Below are 15,388 nucleotides of genomic sequence, written 5' to 3' on the forward strand. Positions count from 1 at the left end.
CGGGGCGCTCGTGGATCTCTGTCTGCTCGCCACAATGGGTCAGTAGATGCTGTTCTCAGCGTTCAGAACGACCATAACTGACCCATTGCAGAGGAAGGGGCGAGCTCGTGAAGAACGTGCATGCTGAGGAGCCTGAGCCTGAGCGCGCGCCCGAGCCGGCGCTGACAGACGATCCGCTCTGGCCGCGCGCGGGCGCCTGGCCGCTTCCCGCGGACGCGGGGCCGCTCGATGCGGCGCTGATCGGCGTGCCGACGAGCCGCACCTCGCTCTCGCCCACCAACGCGCACGAGACTCCGCAGGCCATCCGAGCGGCGCTCAGACGGTATTCGGGCCACGCCGTGCAACCGGCGTCGCCGGGCGGTCGCGGAGCCGAGACGGATGCGGTGCTGGACGAGGCGCTCGCCGTCGCGGACGCGGGCGACCTGCGCGATCCCGACAGCGACGACGGAGAGCGAGCGGCGGCAGCGGCGATCGCGGCCCTCGCCGAGCGCGCCGGGCTCGTGATCGCGCTCGGCGGAGACAACGCCTGCACGGTGCCGGCGGCGTTGGGGGTGGCGCAGGCGCACGGGGGGCTCGCCTCCGCCGGTCTGATCACCCTCGACGCGCACCACGACCTGCGCGACGGGCGGAGCAACGGCTCCCCGGTACGGCGGCTGATCGAGGCCGGTCTCGATCCCCGGCGCATCGTCCAGATCGGGATCGCCGACTTCGCGAACTCCCGCGCCTACCGCGAGCGCGCCCGGGACTGGGGTATCACCGTCGTCCACCGGGACGAGCTGCACGAGCGCAGGATGGCCGAGGTGGTGGCCGAGGCGCTCGCCGTCGCCGGAGCAGGGGGCGGGCCGATCCACGTCGATCTCGACGTGGACGTCTGCGACCGGTCCGTCGCGCCGGGCTGCCCGGCCTCGATCCCGGGCGGCATCCAGGCGCACGAACTGCGCCGTGCCGCGCGGCTGCTGGCGGCGGATCCGCGCGTCCGCGGCCTGGACCTCGCCGAGATCGATGCGAGCGCCGACAGCCCGGACGGCAGAACGGTGCGGCTCGCCGCGCTCTGCGTGCTCGAGGCGCTCGCCGGCGTCGCGATGCGGACGGGGTCGTTCGGGGGCACTAGCTGCGCTTGAAGAACCTGACCGCGATCGGGCGCCCGTCGCCGGTCACGGCCTTGTTGAGGACGGTCCTGCCGGCCCAGCCGCCGTGGACCGCCTTGCCGTCTCCGGCGTACACCGCGACGTGCCGCCCCGGCCAGATCAGCACGTCGCCGGCGCGGTACTTGTTGCCCCAGACTTTCCGCGCGCCCAGCTTCGTGTACTCGCCGACCTGGGTGCCCAGGTCGCCGGGCCGGATCCCCGCCGCCCGCAGGGAGCGCTCGACGAGCGCGGTGCAGTCCTGATAGACGCCGATCTGCGCCTTCGCGGCACGGACGACCTTGCGCGCCTTCCGCTTCGAGGCCTTGATCCTGGCCTTCTTCTTCGCGAGCTTCTTCTTGGCGATGGCCTTCTTCTTGGCGATGGCCTTCTTCTTCGCGAGCGCCTTCTTCTTCTTGGCGAGCGCTTTCTTCTTCGCGATGGCCTTCTTCTTGGCGAGCGCTTTCTTCTTCGCGAGCGCCTTCTTCTTCTTCGCGAGCGCTTTCCTCTTCTCGAGAGCCTTCTTCTTCTCGGCGAGGGCCTGCTGCTCCGCGGCGTCGGTCGCGGGCTCGGTCGAGTCGGGCGACGCCGATCCCTCCGCCGGATCCTCGGATCCGGCATCGGACGCTCCCTGATCCGCGCCGGAGGCCTCCTGCTGCGCGCTGTTCGCGGACCGGGGCTCCGAAGCGATCGCGGGCGCCGGCGTGGCGAACCCTCCGATCAGCGCGAGGGCGGCGAGGCTCGAGACGCCGAGCCGTGCGAGTCGTCGGGTTCCGCTCTCCGAGCCGGACGAACGCGGCGCCGGACGGGGCGCGGCGGGGGCCTCAGCCCCTCCGAGCCAGGGGAGTTCTGCCATGCCGGCACGGTCGTGCGACAGCTGTGATTCGTTCTGTTTCAACATACGGACACAGAACGATAACAGTCATTGATCGGATCGTGAAATCCGAGTATGATTATTCACTTGTTTTGGAAGCCTGTGTCGAGCCGCCTCCGTCGGAGCCCGAGGTCTTCTCAGAACCCCCTCCGGAGGACGAGCCGCTGCGAGAATCGGTGCGGTAGAAACCGGCGCCCTTGAAGGTGACGCCGAGCGATCCGAACACCTTGCGCAGTCTCCCGCCGCACTCCGGACAGACGGTCAGGGCGTCGTCCTGGAACTCCTGATAGATGTCGAAGGCGTGGGCGCAGTCGGCGCAGCGATAGGCGTAGGTGGGCACGAGGAATCATCCTAACCCCGCCCCCGCGAAGTCGACGATTCGCGCCGGCGTGACCGCGCCGTCCACCGGCACGTCGTGGGGCTCGAACGGCAGCTCGTCGACGAGCTCGCTCTCGTGGACCACCGCGAAGACCGGCGGACGGCGAGCCATCGACGCCAGGCTCCTGTCGAAGTAGCCGCGCCCCCATCCGAGGCGCACGCCGCGCAGGTCGACCGCGCAGGCCGGGATGAGCATGAGATCGACCTCGCCGACCGCCAGGGGGCTGAGATGCTCTCCGACGGGTTCCGGGATCCCGAAGGCGCCGGCGACGGTGCCCTCGTCGCCGTCCACGATCCAGTCGAGCAGGCCGTCCGGGCGCGCGGAGGGCAGCAGCACCTCGATCCCCTTCGCCCCGGCCCAGCGCAGGAAGCCGCGCGTATCGGGCTCGGTCGGAAGGGGGAGGTAGCAGGCGATCCTCCGGGCGCCCCGCTGCGAGACGAGCGCGGCCAGCCGCTCCGTCAGCGCCGTGCCCGCCGCCGAGCGCTCGGACGCCGTCATCTCGGACCGCGCGGCGCGCACGCCTGCGCGGACGAGGCGCTTCCGCCGATCCTGCGTGCCGGGCATACCGGAAGTCTAGAACGGGCGGGGGCGGCGTCGCACCGGGGGAGATCCGTGCGTCGGCGGGAATGTGCTTTAGGCTTGGCCTATGAGTTCGAAGCACCACCCCGGTACCAGCACCGTCACCAAGGCAGTGATTCCCGCCGCCGGTCTGGGAACGCGATTCCTGCCCGCCACCAAGGCGATGCCGAAGGAGATGCTGCCGATCGTGGACAAGCCCGCGATCCAGTACGTCGTGGAGGAGGCCGCGGGAGCCGGACTCGGGGACGTGCTCATCATCACGGGCCGCAACAAGGACAACCTCATCAACCATTTCGACAACGTGCCGGAACTGGAATACACGCTGCAGCGCAAGGGCGACGACGGCAAGCTGGGCAAGGTCCACGAGGCGAGCGAGCTGGCCGAGGTGCACTTCCTGCGCCAGGGGCAGCCGCTCGGCCTCGGTCACGCCGTCGGGCGGGCGCGCCAGCATGTGGGGGACGACTCCTTCGCGGTGCTGCTCGGCGACGACCTGATCGACGCCCGGGATCCGCTGCTCGCGCGCATGGTGGACGTCCACGACGCCAGGCAGGCGACCGTGGTCGCGCTGATGGAGGTGCCGCCGGAGCAGATCCACCTCTACGGCTGCGCCGCGGTCGAGTCGACGGAGGAGGACGACGTCGTGAGGATCACGGCCCTCGTCGAGAAGCCGGACGCGAAAGACGCGCCCTCGAACCTCGCGGTGATCGGACGCTACGTGCTGCGACCCGAGATCTTCGATATCATCGATGAGCTCGAGCCCGGCCGCGGCGGCGAGTACCAGCTCACGGACGCGTTGAACGTGCTGGCCGCGGGTCGTGGGGATCGGCCCGTCTACGGGGTCATTTTCAAGGGTCGCCGCTACGACACCGGCGACCGCGCGGAGTGGATCAAGGCCAACCTGCTGCTCGGCGTCGATCACGAGGAGCTCGGAGCGGAGCTGACCGAGTGGGTGCTCGACTTCGCGGAGCGGCTGCGCCCCAGCGAGGCCTAGGTGAGCCCGCTGCCCCATCCCATCCGGGATCCGGCACCGAGATCATCGGGCGCGGCCGGGATCCGGCCGATCCGGCTCGGAGACGCTGCGACGCTGCGGCGCCTGCTCGTCGAGAACCGGAGCTGGCTCGAGCCCTGGGAGGCGAGTCATCCGGGCGGGAACGGAGCGGCGCCCGGCTCCGGGCCGCTCAGGCCTCTGATCCGCGCTCTGCGCAGGCAGCAGCGAGACGGCGTCGGCATCTCGTTCGTCATACTGCACGGCGGGGAACCCGTCGGGCAGCTCTCCGTGTCCGACATCTCCTGGGGCGCGCTGCGCTCCGCGTCGATCGGCTACTGGATCTCCGCCCACGTCGCGGGCCGCGGAATCACGCCCGTCGCGGTCGCCCTGGCGATCGACTACTGCTTCCAGGAGCTGCGCCTGCATCGCGTGGAGATCTGCATCAGGCCGGAGAACCGGGCATCGCTGCGAGTGGTGGAGAAGCTCGGGCTGCGCTTCGAGGGTCGCCGCGCCCGCTACATTCACATCGACGGCCGGTGGTGCGACCACGACAGCTTCGCCGTGACCGTCGAGGAGGCGCCCGACGGCATGTTGGGGCGTGTCCCGGCTTCTTCCCTGAGCGCCTGAACCGGCAACGCAGGGCGTCCCCGGCACGTGGGCGTGCAACGCGATGCGTTGCATTCAGCGCCCGGTGCGGCGCGGCACCCGCCGGAACGGGGCGACCGCCTCTAGGGTGAACGCCATGACGGGCGTATTGGGTGGCGGTGTGATCTTCGTCGTGGCGGCGCTGCTCTGGGCCGCCGTGCTGGTGCCGTCCTGGGCGCGGCGGCGCGAGTTCAGAGCGGCGGAGCAGAACGCGCTGCGTCTGCAGCGCACGCTGCGCGTGCTCGCGGAGACGGCCGAGGTGCCGACGGAGGTGCGCGTTGAGGCGACCGCGCGGGAGGCGCTCGCGCAGGAGAAGCTGCTCCGCAGCGCTCGCCGCAAGCAGGAGGCGGAGCGTCGGGCCGAGCTCGCCGAGGCCCGGGCCGCTCAAGTGCGGGCCGAGATGCGCGCCCAGCAGATGAAGCGACGGCAAGCCGCGATGCGCCGTGCGGCCCGCCTGCACCGGCCCGTGGTGCGCCGCCTGCGCGCGTGCGCCGCGCTCGTCGCGGCGGTGGCGCTCGGAGGCGTGCTCGTGGGGTCGGGCTTCGCGATCGCGGGCCAGGGGGCCGCCGTGCTCGCGGTCGCCGCAGCGGCTCTGCTCGCCGCGACGGGCGCGCTGGTGCTCATGGCGCCGGGCCGGGCGAGGATCCTCGAGATCCCGGCCGAGCGCGTCGTCGAGGCCGGTCCGGCGTCCGCCGTCTCCGAGCCCGCCGCCGATCCCGATCCCGGCCCCGAGCGCGAGGATTGCTCCTCGGAGGCGCATGCCGCCGCACAGGCGGTCGCGTCCGCGCGCATCGAGCGAGCGCGGGCCCTCGCCAAGGCCCGCGCCGGGCGCCCGGAACCGGCCAGGCAGAACCAGCCGCAGTCCATGCTGCTCGCCGCGGACGGTGGGAGTCCGGGTGCGGCATCCGCCTCGGACGCCCCCGCCCCGGTCGCGGATGAGACGCCCGCCGCGCCGCGCCGCGCCGCGCCGCGCGCTCCGTCGGCGACGCGGGGCGGGGCCGACCGCGAGCGTCTGCGGCAGATGGGCGTGGTGGGGGATACCGCGGAGGGAAGTCTCGATCTCGACGCGGTGCTGCGCAGCCGTCGCAGGGCCGGTTGACCCCGGCTCGGGGCTGAATTCGCGGTGAGTCGCTCGCACTGGTAAACTGACCGGGTTGTCAGGGTCTGTGGCGCAGTTGGTAGCGCGTCTCGTTCGCAATGAGAAGGTCGGGGGTTCGATTCCCCCCAGATCCACCCAAGGCACAAGGCTCGAACCCTTGCCCAACGAATCGTTGGCAAGGGTTCGAGCCTTCTTGCTGTCCTGTGCCCAGTTGAGGGCGTTGCCGTTGATCTCGGGGTCGAGCAGCATCTCGTAGGGGCGCTGGTACTCGACTCGGAGCTCGTCGTCTTCCTCGACGTAGACCTTGGTGAAGAAGGCCTGGTTGCACAGGCGGCGGTTGGTGTCGTCGCAGCGGGCGTAGATGTCGGCGCAGTTGGCCAGCAGGTTGAGGGCGTCTTCGAGGTGGGCGCGGGCGTCGGCGTACTCGCCGTGGTGGGCGTCGATGCGGCGGGTCACCTGGTCGAGCTCTCCGAGGATGCGGTCCTGTTCGCGTTTGAGGAGGGAGAGCGGGATCGCGTCGGCGTAGTGGGCTTGGAGGAGTCGTTCTTGCTCGCCTTGGAGCCGGTCGCGGTTGGTGGTGAGCTGGCCCAGTTCGTCGGTCTCGTCGGCCATGAGCCGGTCGAACTCGTGGTGCAGCATCCCGGCGAGTGCTTCGCGGTGCGCGGGCGTGATCTGCACGCGCTGGTAGTACCGCTCGATCATGTGCTCGACGTCCTCGATGAGGATCGCGCCGCGGGTGCAGTCGGTGCGCTTGGAGTGCCGGCCCGAGCAGACGAAGTAGGGGTAGACGTTGCCGTGACGGTTCTTCGCGTTCGAGACCATCAGCCGTGACCCGCAGGCACCGCAGAACACGGTGCCTTTCAGGTAGTGGTCGTGGAGCTGGGTGGCTTCGGCGGCGGACTTGTGCGCGGTCAGCACCGACTGCACCTGGTACCAGACCTCGGGCGGTACGAGTGGTTCGTGGCTGCCGGCGTAGCGGGTGCCGCGGTAGATCACGTCGCCCTTGTAGTAGGGGTTGATCAGCATCCGGTGCACCGAGGACACCGCGAGCGGCTTGCCGGGCCGTTTCGGGGTGGGCACGCTGGTCAGCCCGCGGGAGGTGAGCTCGTCGTGGAGCTGGCTGACGGTCCAGTTGCCGGAGGCGTAGGCCTTGAACGCCCACTGGATCATCGGGGCACGTTCAGGGTCGAGTTCGACGGTGCGCGCTTCGCGACCGAGCTCGTCGGTGGTGCGGATGTTGAGGTACCCGATCGGGGCCTTGCCGACGGTGCCGCCGCCGATGGCTTTCTGGGTCATGCCTTTGGTGACCTCGGTGGCGAGGTTGCGGGAGTAGAACTCCGCGATGGAGGACATGATGCCGTGCAGCAGCATCCCCGAGGGCGTCTGATCGATGTTCTCGGTGGCCGAGACGAGCATGACCCCGGCCTGCTGGAGGGCCAGGTGGATCGCGACGTCATCGCTGCGGTTGCGGGCGAGCCGGTCGACCTTGTGGACGATGCAGTAGGCGACCTTGTTGGCTTTTACGTACTGGATCATCCGCATCAGGTCGGGCCGGTCGGCGGACTTCGCGGACGCTCCGGCGTCGATGAACTCCTCGACGATGACCGCTCCGAGCTGTTCGGCCTTGCGATTGTTCGCCTCCCGCTGCGCGGGGATGGAGAACCCCTCGTCGGTTCCTCCGCGTTCGGCCTGTTCGCGGGTGGACACGCGCAGGTAGGACACGGCCAGGGCGCCGCCGGCGGGTGGGTCAACGAGGCTGCGCACCGGGTCGGTGCGCGGAGATGTGGCGTTCATGGGGTCCTTCTCTCACGATAGATCGGACCTCGCGCACAGACGGATTGGGGCCGTCCGGCGGGTGCTGATCGTGAGAGGAACCCCGCTGCGGGGGTTCTAGGACTAGGCCGACAGGTCGACCACGTAATGCTTGCCCCGCCCGATCCGGGGTGGGGGTTTGGGACCACAGCACGCCACGCTGCACGCGAGGCTTGCCAGACTCATTCTACCGTTTCGCCGCTGGCCGGGCGATGGCCGTCGGCGCCGGGTGCGGCCACGGCGGCGGCGCGGTAGGTGTCCGGCGGTTCGGCGGCGCGCCGGGCGATGCGGGACTGTCCGGTTTCCTGCATGGTCAGGCGGATCAGCACTTCGCAGAGCTTGTGCAGGTCCGGGGCATCGCGGTGAACGGGACGCACCGAGAACGATCGGTCCTCGTAACGGCGCCGGTTGGTCTTCTTCACATAGGCGCCCATCAGCCGAGCACCTCCCCGGTGGCAGGGTCGGCGCCGGCGAAGAACGCGTCCTCGGCGGCACGGCGCTCGGCGACCTGTGCGGCGACGTAGTCCACGAAGTCGCGGTCGCGGTCGGCGACGAACACGTCCTCGACCGGGTCGGCGGGGTCTTCGCCGGGCCAGGTGGTCTGCCGGGTGGGCCGGTCGCGATCCAGACGGGTGCCGGAGGCGGCGACCCATTCGCGCAGCCGCTGGCGGGCGTCGGCGAAGTCGCGGTGCCACCCGAACGGGGCGGACCCGTCTTGTTCGGGGTGGTAGGCGCACAGCCAGTGCACATGCAGGCTGGAGAGTTCCCAGACCAGTTCGTCGTGACGGTGCCAGAACGGCGGGATCACCGATGCGGGCAGCCCATAGGTGCGGCGCAGCGTCTCGACCCACCGGTTGAGTTCGTACCACTCCTCTTCGAGCGCATCGGCGCGCAGCAGGTACCAGTTCACCGGATGCGGAGGGCCGACATCCTGCTCATCCTCGTTCTCGGTGTCGTAGTCGTCTTCGTCCAGGTCGATGTCGTCGGGAAAGTCATCGGGAAAGTCATCGGGCTGGGCCTCGTCGGGACCGGGTGCGGCGGGAGTCTGATCAGTCATGGTGATGCCCCCTACCTCACATGCCCATCGCCGGCGCGGAACGGGCCTGCTGACGTTCGGCCGGCTCTAACCCGGGCGCTTGACGCTCAGCGGCCGGACGCTCGGCCGCGGTGCGGCGCGGGGTGCGGTCGACCTCGTAGCGGGTGCGTGCGGTGTCGTGTCCGATCCGCTTGGCGATGAACTCCTCTTCACCGGCGACCATTGCTCCGTCGCGCTCGTACTCCGGTGTGCGGGTGTAGCCCTCAGCAATGAACTTGTCACCCTTGGCGAACCGCTCGTGCGCGCGCTGTGCCGACCGGCCGAACATCACCATGTTGTGGTACGTCGTCTCCAACTGCGTGAACGACCCATCGGCCTCGCGACGGTAGTGCTCCTGCCCGAACCGGGCATAGAACCGGGAGTCACCTTTGGCGGTCTGGCTCAGTTGCGGATCGGAGGCGATGAACCCCGAGGCCGAGGTCTGGGTATGCATGGACATGGCTGACTCCTGTGCTCAGGCAGCACCTTTGTGATGGTGGCCGCTGTGGCAGGCAGGTGCACCCCAGCCGCCCTGGGCTACCGAGAACCAGCGGGGCAGTGCAGCAGGTTCTCGATCTCGCCACGGTCCGCCTTCAACTGGGCGGCGTCGGCACGGGCGGGCCAGGCCTGGAGGTCGGTGACGATGGGCGGGGCGGCGCGCAGCAGGGTGACAGCAGTGCCGAACGGGAGGGTCCGCAGCCGGTCGGGCGGGAAGATCGCCACCCGCCGCACGGAGCGTTGATTGCTCCTGGTGCCGTGGTCGCCGAGCGTGATCGCATCGGTGTACTCATCCCGCTCGCCGATCAGAGTGGAGAGGTCTTGGAGGTCTTTGCTGTTGGAGGCGCCGCCGAGGATGATCTTCACGATCGAGGCGTCCCAGATCGCGTTCGCCTGGTTCTCCGACCACTTGTCGCGGGCTTGGGCGAGGGATTGCAGGACCGGCAGGCAGGTGATGCCGGTGCCGCCGCCTTCGGCCATCAGCACCGGAAGCGACGGCAGGGGCGCGAGGTTGGCGATCTCATCGAGCGCGAGCAGCACCGGCGGGTCGAGTCGGGCTCCCGGCGAGCGTGCGGCGATCCGGCGGGCGGTTTCCACGAGGTCTTCGACCAGCGCCGCCACCAGCGCCGCCGATGCCCCGGCACCCGCACCGGTCGCGAGGAGGAACAGAGTGCCCTTCTCGCGGATGAACGTTTCGGGGTCGAAGTCCTCACCGGGGCCGGGGCTGACAGCATCGAGCACCCGAGGATCGGCCAGGGGGCCGAGGGCGAGCGAGACGCCCTGCCAGATCGAATCCCTGGTGCGGGGGTCGGCGTCGATCATGGATTCCAGCGAGTCCACCCACCCGGTCGCCGCGCCCGGGTTGTTGGTGAGGATCGCGACCGCCTCCGCCGCCGCCGCAGGGTCGAGCGTCCACCGGAACAGCTCTTCCGGGGAACGGTGGTCGAGGGCCGCGGCGTGCAGCAGGGCTTGCAGCGCGGTCCTTGTTTTGCCTTCCCAGAACCCGCCGGACTCGACCCCGCCCGCGGACAATCCGGTGGCCGAGGCCAGGCCGGTGGCGCGGATCATCGCGGTCAAAGGGTCGGCACAGCCACGGATGGGTGACCAGCGCATCCCCGCCGGCACCCCCTCGGCCAGGCGCTGCGGGTCGAACACCGCGACCGGGCCGACGCGTTTGCGCGCCCGCAGGCAGGCGGTGAGGTTGTCGGGGCGGGTACTGGTCGCGATGACCGCGCCGGGGGCGTCGAGGATCGCCGGGATCACCACGTGCAGACCCTTGCCGGAACGAGGCGGGCCGATGAGCAGGATCGAGTCCTCCACCGACGCCCAGACCTCCCGGCCCCGACTGCTGCCGATCCGGTACCCCACGTCCGCCGGCACCGGCTTCTCTACCGAGGGGCGCAGATTCCCGGCGCGCTTCAGCAGCGCCGACGGTGAGGCCGTGTTCGCCACTTCATGGCGGGTCGCGATTCCGGCGGTGGTGTGCGGGTCGGTGGCGACCTTGCGGGAATGCCGACGCAGCCGTATCCACGCCCAGCAGCCCCCGGCGACGAGCGCGGCGAGCATCACCGCAGCGACAGCCCAGTAGGCGAACGGGTGGAGCCCCGTCGCGTCGAGCGCGGCGGCGGGGTCGCCGGGCCGGAACAGCACTCCCACCCCGGCGGCGGGACCGGCCTCGGGCTGGTCGGTGCCGGTGAGGAATGCGGCGACGCTGCCGGCGGCGCGCAGGATGAGGGCGAGGCCGAACAGTCCGATCAGGGCGACCATGGCCGCGTTAGTCAGCTCGTCGCCGAAGCTGCCGGTCTGCCGTCCCTGCGGCGCGGCGCTCATCGCAGGCTCCGGGTCACGACGGTGCCGGAGATGCGCCCGAGGAGCACCACTTCACCCGCACCAGTGACCTGCGCCGGGTCGAGCAGGGCGCGAGTGGTGCCATCCGGGGCGGCGTCGGTGTGGGAGACGATCAGGCAGCAGGCCACGTCCTCACCGGGCACGAACCCGTCGCCACTGACCTCGACCAGCGCCGGAGGGGCCGGCTTCTCCTTCTTCCGCTTCGACGCCGACTCGGGGGCGACGGGCCTGCGGGGCGGCCTGGCCGGCAGGAGTTCGGTGAAGCTGGTGCCATCGGCCTCGTGCACCTCGACCCGCACCGGCACCGCCCGGTCGTCGCTGGCGTGGTCGATGATCTGCGGGAACGACGCCCGCGACCACGGATCTGCGCCCTCAGGTGGCAGGTGCGGGGCACCGTCGATGGTCACGCTCATCGACCCATCGGGATGGATGTCGAGGATCACGGTGCGCAACTGCACCGGCACAGACTCAGACAGGGGCGGGGTGGTGTGTCGTCTCATGCCGCCCAGGTGCGCCTGGGACCTCTGGACGCGCCCCGGGGTTTCACCGTGGCTGACGAACGTTCAGCCTGCTCACCGCCGCAACGCCGTAACCGCGACCGGCCGGAACTGGCGACGAGGACCTCTCGCCAGACCTTCGGTGCGCTCGCCAAGCTGAGGGCACCGACCACCGATCCTACTGGCCGAGGGCCGCGTCCAAGGCGTTGGGCAGATCCTCAGGCGCGGCGAGTTCGAGCTCTTCGCCATCGAGGAAGAAGGTCGGCGTGCCCGACACACCCAGCGCCAGCCCGGCGTTGAAGTCTTCCTCGATACGTTCCTGCGTAGCCGGATCCGCGATGGCTTCGTCGTAGGCGGTCATGTCGAGACCGAGATCTTCGGCGTAACCACGGAACCGTTCCGCTTCCGAGGTCTGCCCCTCGCCCCACTCGGTCTGCGTCTCGAACATCATCCGGTACATGCCCTCGAACTCGCCCTGCTGGGCGGCGGCCTCGACCGCGAGGGCCGCGTTCATCGAGTTGAAGTGCCCCTGGAGGGGGAAGTACCGGACGACGTAGTTGATCTGCCCGTCGTACTGCTCACGGATGTCTTCCATGTACGGGTAGAACGCCCCGCACGCCTCGCACTCGAAGTCCAGGAACTCCACCAGCGTCGGCGCATCCTCGCCTGCCTCCTCCAGATAGTGCGCGTCCTCCGACAGCGTCGGCGCCGCCCCGGTACCTGCGGGCAACGCGACCGGCTCCGGCCGATTCACGACCACCACGACGATCGCGACGGCGACAAGTGCGACGACCACAACGATCGAGATCAGCATCACCTTCATCGATGTGCTCAGGCGTGACCACCAGGACGCAGTCGGGGAAACAGGCGCGGGCAGAGTCATCGGGAGGGCTCCTTGAATACGGCGGATGGATGGGAGGACGGGGGGCTACTGCTGCGCGTCTGAGTGGGCGAGGACCGCGTCGATAATCTGCGCTTGGCTCGGGTATCCGGCCGTTCCAGCCGCGGTGCGATAGATCCGGCAGGCGAGGCTGCCGGTCGGTGTGGTCCCCGGAATCACGTCGATGCCGTCGATGAGCACCGTCGGCGAACCGGCGAATGCGGTCCTCGCCGCGTCCGCGGGGGACGTCACCCGACGCTCGATCACGGGGATCGCCGAGAGCCCCAGCGACGCCAGCGCAGCTGCGGTCTCCTCGGCGGCGATACGGGAGTTCGGACAATCATCGATGCTCAGCACTTCAATACGCACGCGCGCTCCATCCCAATTCGGTTCACCACTCAACCCATGATAGGTCACCCATTGCTGAATAGTCACTGTCGGATGTATGGTCAGTGCATGCTGACTCTTGTTTCTCGGGTGGACGTGATGAACCGTCTCGGGCGGGCGATGGCCGATCCCACCCGGTCTCGTATCCTGCTGGCGTTGTTGGATGGGCCGAGGTATCCGGCGAAGCTCGCCCGGGAACTCGATCTGACGCGCACGAACGTGTCGAACCATCTGGCGTGTCTGCGCGGGTGTGGGATCGTGGTCGCCGAACCCGAGGGGCGGCAGACCCGGTACGAGATCGCCGACCCGCATCTCGCCGCCGCGCTGACGGCGCTGGTGGACGTGACGCTCGCGGTCGACGAGCACGTGCCGTGCATCGACCCTGCCTGCTCGGTGCCCGGCTGCTGCGACACCCCCGCCGACACCCGGGAGGACGCGTCGTGAGCGACGACTGCTGCGCCCACGACGCCCCGAACACCACCGCCGAGGGCGCGGAGATGGAGGATTCTGCGCGTGCGTGGTGGCGGGCTTCGGGCATCCTGATCCCGATCGTCTCCGGTGCCGCGTTCCTCACCGGCCTGATCCTGGACTGGTCCGGGCAGGACATGCCCGCGCTGGTCGTGTTCTGGGTGGGTCTGCTGCTGGGTGCCTCCACCTTCGTGCCGGGTGCGGTCCGCGGTCTCGTGGTGCGCCGCAAGGTCGGGATCGCGCTGCTGATGACGATCAGCGCGATCGGCGCGGTGATCCTCGGCTACGTCGAGGAAGCCGCGGCCCTCGCGTTCCTCTACTCCATCGCTGAAGCTCTCGAAGACAAGGCGATGGACCGTGCCCGCTCCGGCCTGCGCGCCCTACTGAAACTCGTCCCCGACACCGCGACCATCCGGCAAGGCAGCACCACGGTGGAGATCCCGGCGGCCGACCTCACGCCCGGGATGGTCCTCGTCGTCAAACCGGGTGAGCGGGTCGCGACCGATGGCATCATCCAGGCGGGAAGGTCGAGCCTGGACACTTCGGCGATCACCGGGGAATCGATCCCCGTCGAAGTCGCCCCCGGCGACCCCGTCGCGGCCGGCGCGATCAACACCGCCGGTTCCCTCGACGTGCGTACCACGGCAGGCGGGACGGACAACTCGCTGACCACGATCGTGGAACTCGTCGAGCAAGCCCAGGCCGAGAAGGGCGCACGTGCCCGGCTCGCCGATCGCATCGCGAAACCTCTGGTGCCCGGTGTCATCATCCTCGCCATCCTCGTCGGCGTCCTCGGCTCCCTCCTCGGGGACCCGGAGATGTGGATCACTCGTGCCCTCGTCGTCTTGGTCGCCGCCAGCCCGTGCGCGCTGGCGATCGCAGTGCCCGTCACGGTGGTGTCCGCGATCGGCGCGGCGAGCCGGTTCGGCGTCATCATCAAAAGCGGGGCCGCGTTCGAACGCCTCGGCACGATCCGCCACCTCGCCGTCGACAAGACCGGCACCCTCACCCGCAACCAGCCCACCATCACCACCATCGCCACCACTGACGGGGTAAGCGAAGCGGAGGTGCTCAGTCTCGCGGCGGCGATCGAGCAGCACTCCACGCACCCGCTCGCGACCGCGATCACCGCCGCCGCCTCCTACGTCCCTGCTGCGACCGACGTCACCGAGGAGCCCGGGCACGGCATCTCCGGCACCATCAACGACCACCGGGTCACGGTCGGCAGCCCCCGCTGGATCAGCCCCGGCCCGCTCACCACTCAGGTGGAGGCGATGGAGGCCGCGGGACAGACCTGCGTCCTCGTCACCCGCGACGACACGCTCATCGGCGCGATCGGGGTGCGCGACGAACTCCGCCCCGAAGTCCCCGACGTCATTCGAACGTTGGCCGGGCAAGGGGTAGCGGTGTCGATGCTCACCGGCGACAACACCCGCACCGCCCACGCCCTCGCCGCCGACGCCGGGATCAGCGACGTGCACGCCGAGCTCCGCCCCGAGGACAAAGCCCGCCTCGTCGCGGCATTCGCGACGGAACGGCCGACGGCGATGATCGGCGACGGCATCAACGACGCCCCCGCCCTGGCCGGAGCGACCGTCGGGATCGCGATGGGCGCTACCGGCTCCGACGCCGCGATCGAGTCCGCCGACGTCGCGTTCACCGGCCACGACCTGCGACTCATCCCGCAAGCCCTGCAGCACGCCAAACGCGGACGGACGATCATCAACCAGAACATCGTTCTCTCGCTCTTGATCATCATCGTGCTGCTCCCGCTCGCGATCACCGGCACCCTCGGCCTCGCCGCCGTCGTCCTCGTCCACGAAGTCGCCGAAGTCATCGTGATCGGCAACGGCCTCCGCGCCGCCCGCACCCGCCGCACCGCGCTCCCCAACGCGGTGACTGCTCAGCAGTCAGTCACCGAGACCGCCACCCGATAATTCCGAAGCGAACCGCGGGCGCCCGTGCCAGACATTCAGCTCGGGCGCCGGCCCTCCCTCGCCATCGGACCGCCATGTTCAGCGAACCTGAGCCCCGAGATACCCTGAGAGCGCATCGGATACTCAAGTTCCGGCGAAAACCTTCAATATTTCGGCGAACTTTTAAACTTTCGTCTCTAGACCCGCATCTTCCAGACTGATCTTCATGCCGCTTAGGTGCGTCTCCCCAGCCTCCAAGCTGGCCTCGACCACGTTCAGGAATCCTGATGGATAATCATGATTCCTGAGGGTTCTGCGG

The 15,388-nt window shown here is 69.7% G+C and carries 17 protein-coding genes, 1 tRNA gene and 1 pseudogene; 8 read left to right on the forward strand and 11 right to left on the reverse strand.

Annotation, left to right across the window (positions count from 1 at the left end; genetic code table 11):
• The first annotated feature begins 107 nt into the window (after positions 1–107).
• Entirely contained in the window at positions 108–1,121 is a 1,014-nt protein-coding gene (locus tag J4H92_RS02115) for an arginase family protein (protein ID WP_424960855.1), read from the forward strand.
• On the opposite strand, the gene J4H92_RS02120 is transcribed toward J4H92_RS02115, so the two are convergent.
• The 3 genes from J4H92_RS02120 to J4H92_RS02130 all read right to left on the reverse strand — a co-directional run bounded on the left by J4H92_RS02120 (position 1,108) and on the right by J4H92_RS02130 (position 2,941).
• On the reverse strand, positions 1,108–1,980 hold the full coding sequence (locus tag J4H92_RS02120) for an NlpC/P60 family protein (RefSeq protein ID WP_208095417.1): 873 nt from the start codon (positions 1,978–1,980) through the stop codon (positions 1,108–1,110). The two genes, J4H92_RS02115 and J4H92_RS02120, sit on opposite strands and share 14 nt — an antisense overlap.
• Before the next feature lie 97 nt (positions 1,981–2,077).
• Complete coding sequence (locus tag J4H92_RS02125; RefSeq protein WP_208095419.1) at positions 2,078–2,338, reverse strand: FmdB family zinc ribbon protein; 261 nt, start codon at positions 2,336–2,338, stop codon at positions 2,078–2,080.
• Positions 2,339–2,344: 6 nt separating this feature from the next.
• Entirely contained in the window at positions 2,345–2,941 is a 597-nt protein-coding gene (locus J4H92_RS02130) for a 5-formyltetrahydrofolate cyclo-ligase (RefSeq protein WP_208095421.1), read from the reverse strand.
• An 82-nt stretch (positions 2,942–3,023) separates the two neighbouring features.
• On the opposite strand from J4H92_RS02130, the gene J4H92_RS02135 reads away from it, so the two are divergent.
• From J4H92_RS02135 to J4H92_RS15230, 5 genes are all read left to right on the forward strand, one after another.
• Positions 3,024–3,947 (forward strand): UTP--glucose-1-phosphate uridylyltransferase, encoded by a 924-nt coding sequence (locus tag J4H92_RS02135; RefSeq protein WP_208095423.1) that lies wholly within the window; start codon positions 3,024–3,026, stop codon positions 3,945–3,947.
• Positions 3,948–4,571, forward strand: a complete 624-nt coding sequence (locus J4H92_RS02140; protein ID WP_424960856.1) for a GNAT family N-acetyltransferase — start codon at positions 3,948–3,950, stop codon at positions 4,569–4,571.
• A gap of 115 nt (positions 4,572–4,686) precedes the next feature.
• A complete protein-coding gene (locus J4H92_RS02145) occupies positions 4,687–5,688 on the forward strand; it encodes a hypothetical protein (protein WP_208095425.1) in 1,002 nt (333 codons plus the stop codon).
• Between the two features lie 61 nt (positions 5,689–5,749).
• Positions 5,750–5,822: transfer RNA gene (locus J4H92_RS02150), tRNA-Ala, on the forward strand.
• A 268-nt stretch (positions 5,823–6,090) separates the two neighbouring features.
• The gene (locus J4H92_RS15230) at positions 6,091–6,519 is read left to right on the forward strand and encodes a hypothetical protein (protein ID WP_243751881.1); all 429 of its coding nucleotides are present in this window, start codon (positions 6,091–6,093) and stop codon (positions 6,517–6,519) included.
• Here J4H92_RS15230 and J4H92_RS02155 read toward each other — a convergent pair.
• The 8 genes and pseudogenes from J4H92_RS02155 to J4H92_RS02190 all read right to left on the reverse strand — a co-directional run.
• Positions 6,433–7,482: pseudogene (locus J4H92_RS02155) on the reverse strand (recombinase family protein); the annotation flags it as partial. The gene J4H92_RS15230 and the pseudogene J4H92_RS02155 overlap by 87 nt on opposite strands.
• A gap of 200 nt (positions 7,483–7,682) precedes the next feature.
• On the reverse strand, positions 7,683–7,934 hold the full coding sequence (locus J4H92_RS02160; protein WP_208095427.1) for a hypothetical protein: 252 nt from the start codon (positions 7,932–7,934) through the stop codon (positions 7,683–7,685).
• Positions 7,934–8,557: a hypothetical protein gene (locus J4H92_RS02165; RefSeq protein WP_208095429.1), complete on the reverse strand. Its 624-nt coding sequence runs from the start codon at positions 8,555–8,557 to the stop codon at positions 7,934–7,936. The genes J4H92_RS02160 and J4H92_RS02165 overlap by 1 nt, the downstream gene beginning before the upstream one ends.
• Positions 8,558–8,573: 16 nt before the next feature.
• Positions 8,574–9,035 (reverse strand): single-stranded DNA-binding protein, encoded by a 462-nt coding sequence (locus J4H92_RS02170; protein ID WP_208095431.1) that lies wholly within the window; start codon positions 9,033–9,035, stop codon positions 8,574–8,576.
• Between the two features lie 77 nt (positions 9,036–9,112).
• Entirely contained in the window at positions 9,113–10,903 is a 1,791-nt protein-coding gene (locus J4H92_RS02175) for a type IV secretory system conjugative DNA transfer family protein (protein ID WP_208095433.1), read from the reverse strand.
• Positions 10,900–11,379: a hypothetical protein gene (locus J4H92_RS02180; RefSeq protein ID WP_341782971.1), complete on the reverse strand. Its 480-nt coding sequence runs from the start codon at positions 11,377–11,379 to the stop codon at positions 10,900–10,902. The genes J4H92_RS02175 and J4H92_RS02180 overlap by 4 nt, the downstream gene beginning before the upstream one ends.
• A gap of 217 nt (positions 11,380–11,596) precedes the next feature.
• Positions 11,597–12,301 (reverse strand): DsbA family protein, encoded by a 705-nt coding sequence (locus J4H92_RS02185; RefSeq protein ID WP_208095436.1) that lies wholly within the window; start codon positions 12,299–12,301, stop codon positions 11,597–11,599.
• A 45-nt stretch (positions 12,302–12,346) separates the two neighbouring features.
• Positions 12,347–12,667: a thioredoxin family protein gene (locus tag J4H92_RS02190; protein ID WP_208095437.1), complete on the reverse strand. Its 321-nt coding sequence runs from the start codon at positions 12,665–12,667 to the stop codon at positions 12,347–12,349.
• Positions 12,668–12,754: 87 nt separating this feature from the next.
• Here J4H92_RS02190 and cmtR point away from each other — a divergent pair, with 87 nt between their 5' ends.
• Both cmtR and J4H92_RS02200 read left to right on the forward strand, forming a co-directional pair.
• Positions 12,755–13,129, forward strand: a complete 375-nt coding sequence (gene cmtR / locus J4H92_RS02195; protein ID WP_208095439.1) for a Cd(II)/Pb(II)-sensing metalloregulatory transcriptional regulator CmtR — start codon at positions 12,755–12,757, stop codon at positions 13,127–13,129.
• A gap of 53 nt (positions 13,130–13,182) precedes the next feature.
• The gene (locus J4H92_RS02200) at positions 13,183–15,090 is read left to right on the forward strand and encodes a heavy metal translocating P-type ATPase (RefSeq protein WP_208095484.1); all 1,908 of its coding nucleotides are present in this window, start codon (positions 13,183–13,185) and stop codon (positions 15,088–15,090) included.
• Positions 15,091–15,388: the final 298 nt, after the last annotated feature.

Origin of the sequence: Leucobacter weissii (genome assembly GCF_017565745.1) — a bacterium.
Classification (GTDB): Bacteria; Actinomycetota; Actinomycetes; order Actinomycetales; family Microbacteriaceae; genus Leucobacter; species Leucobacter weissii.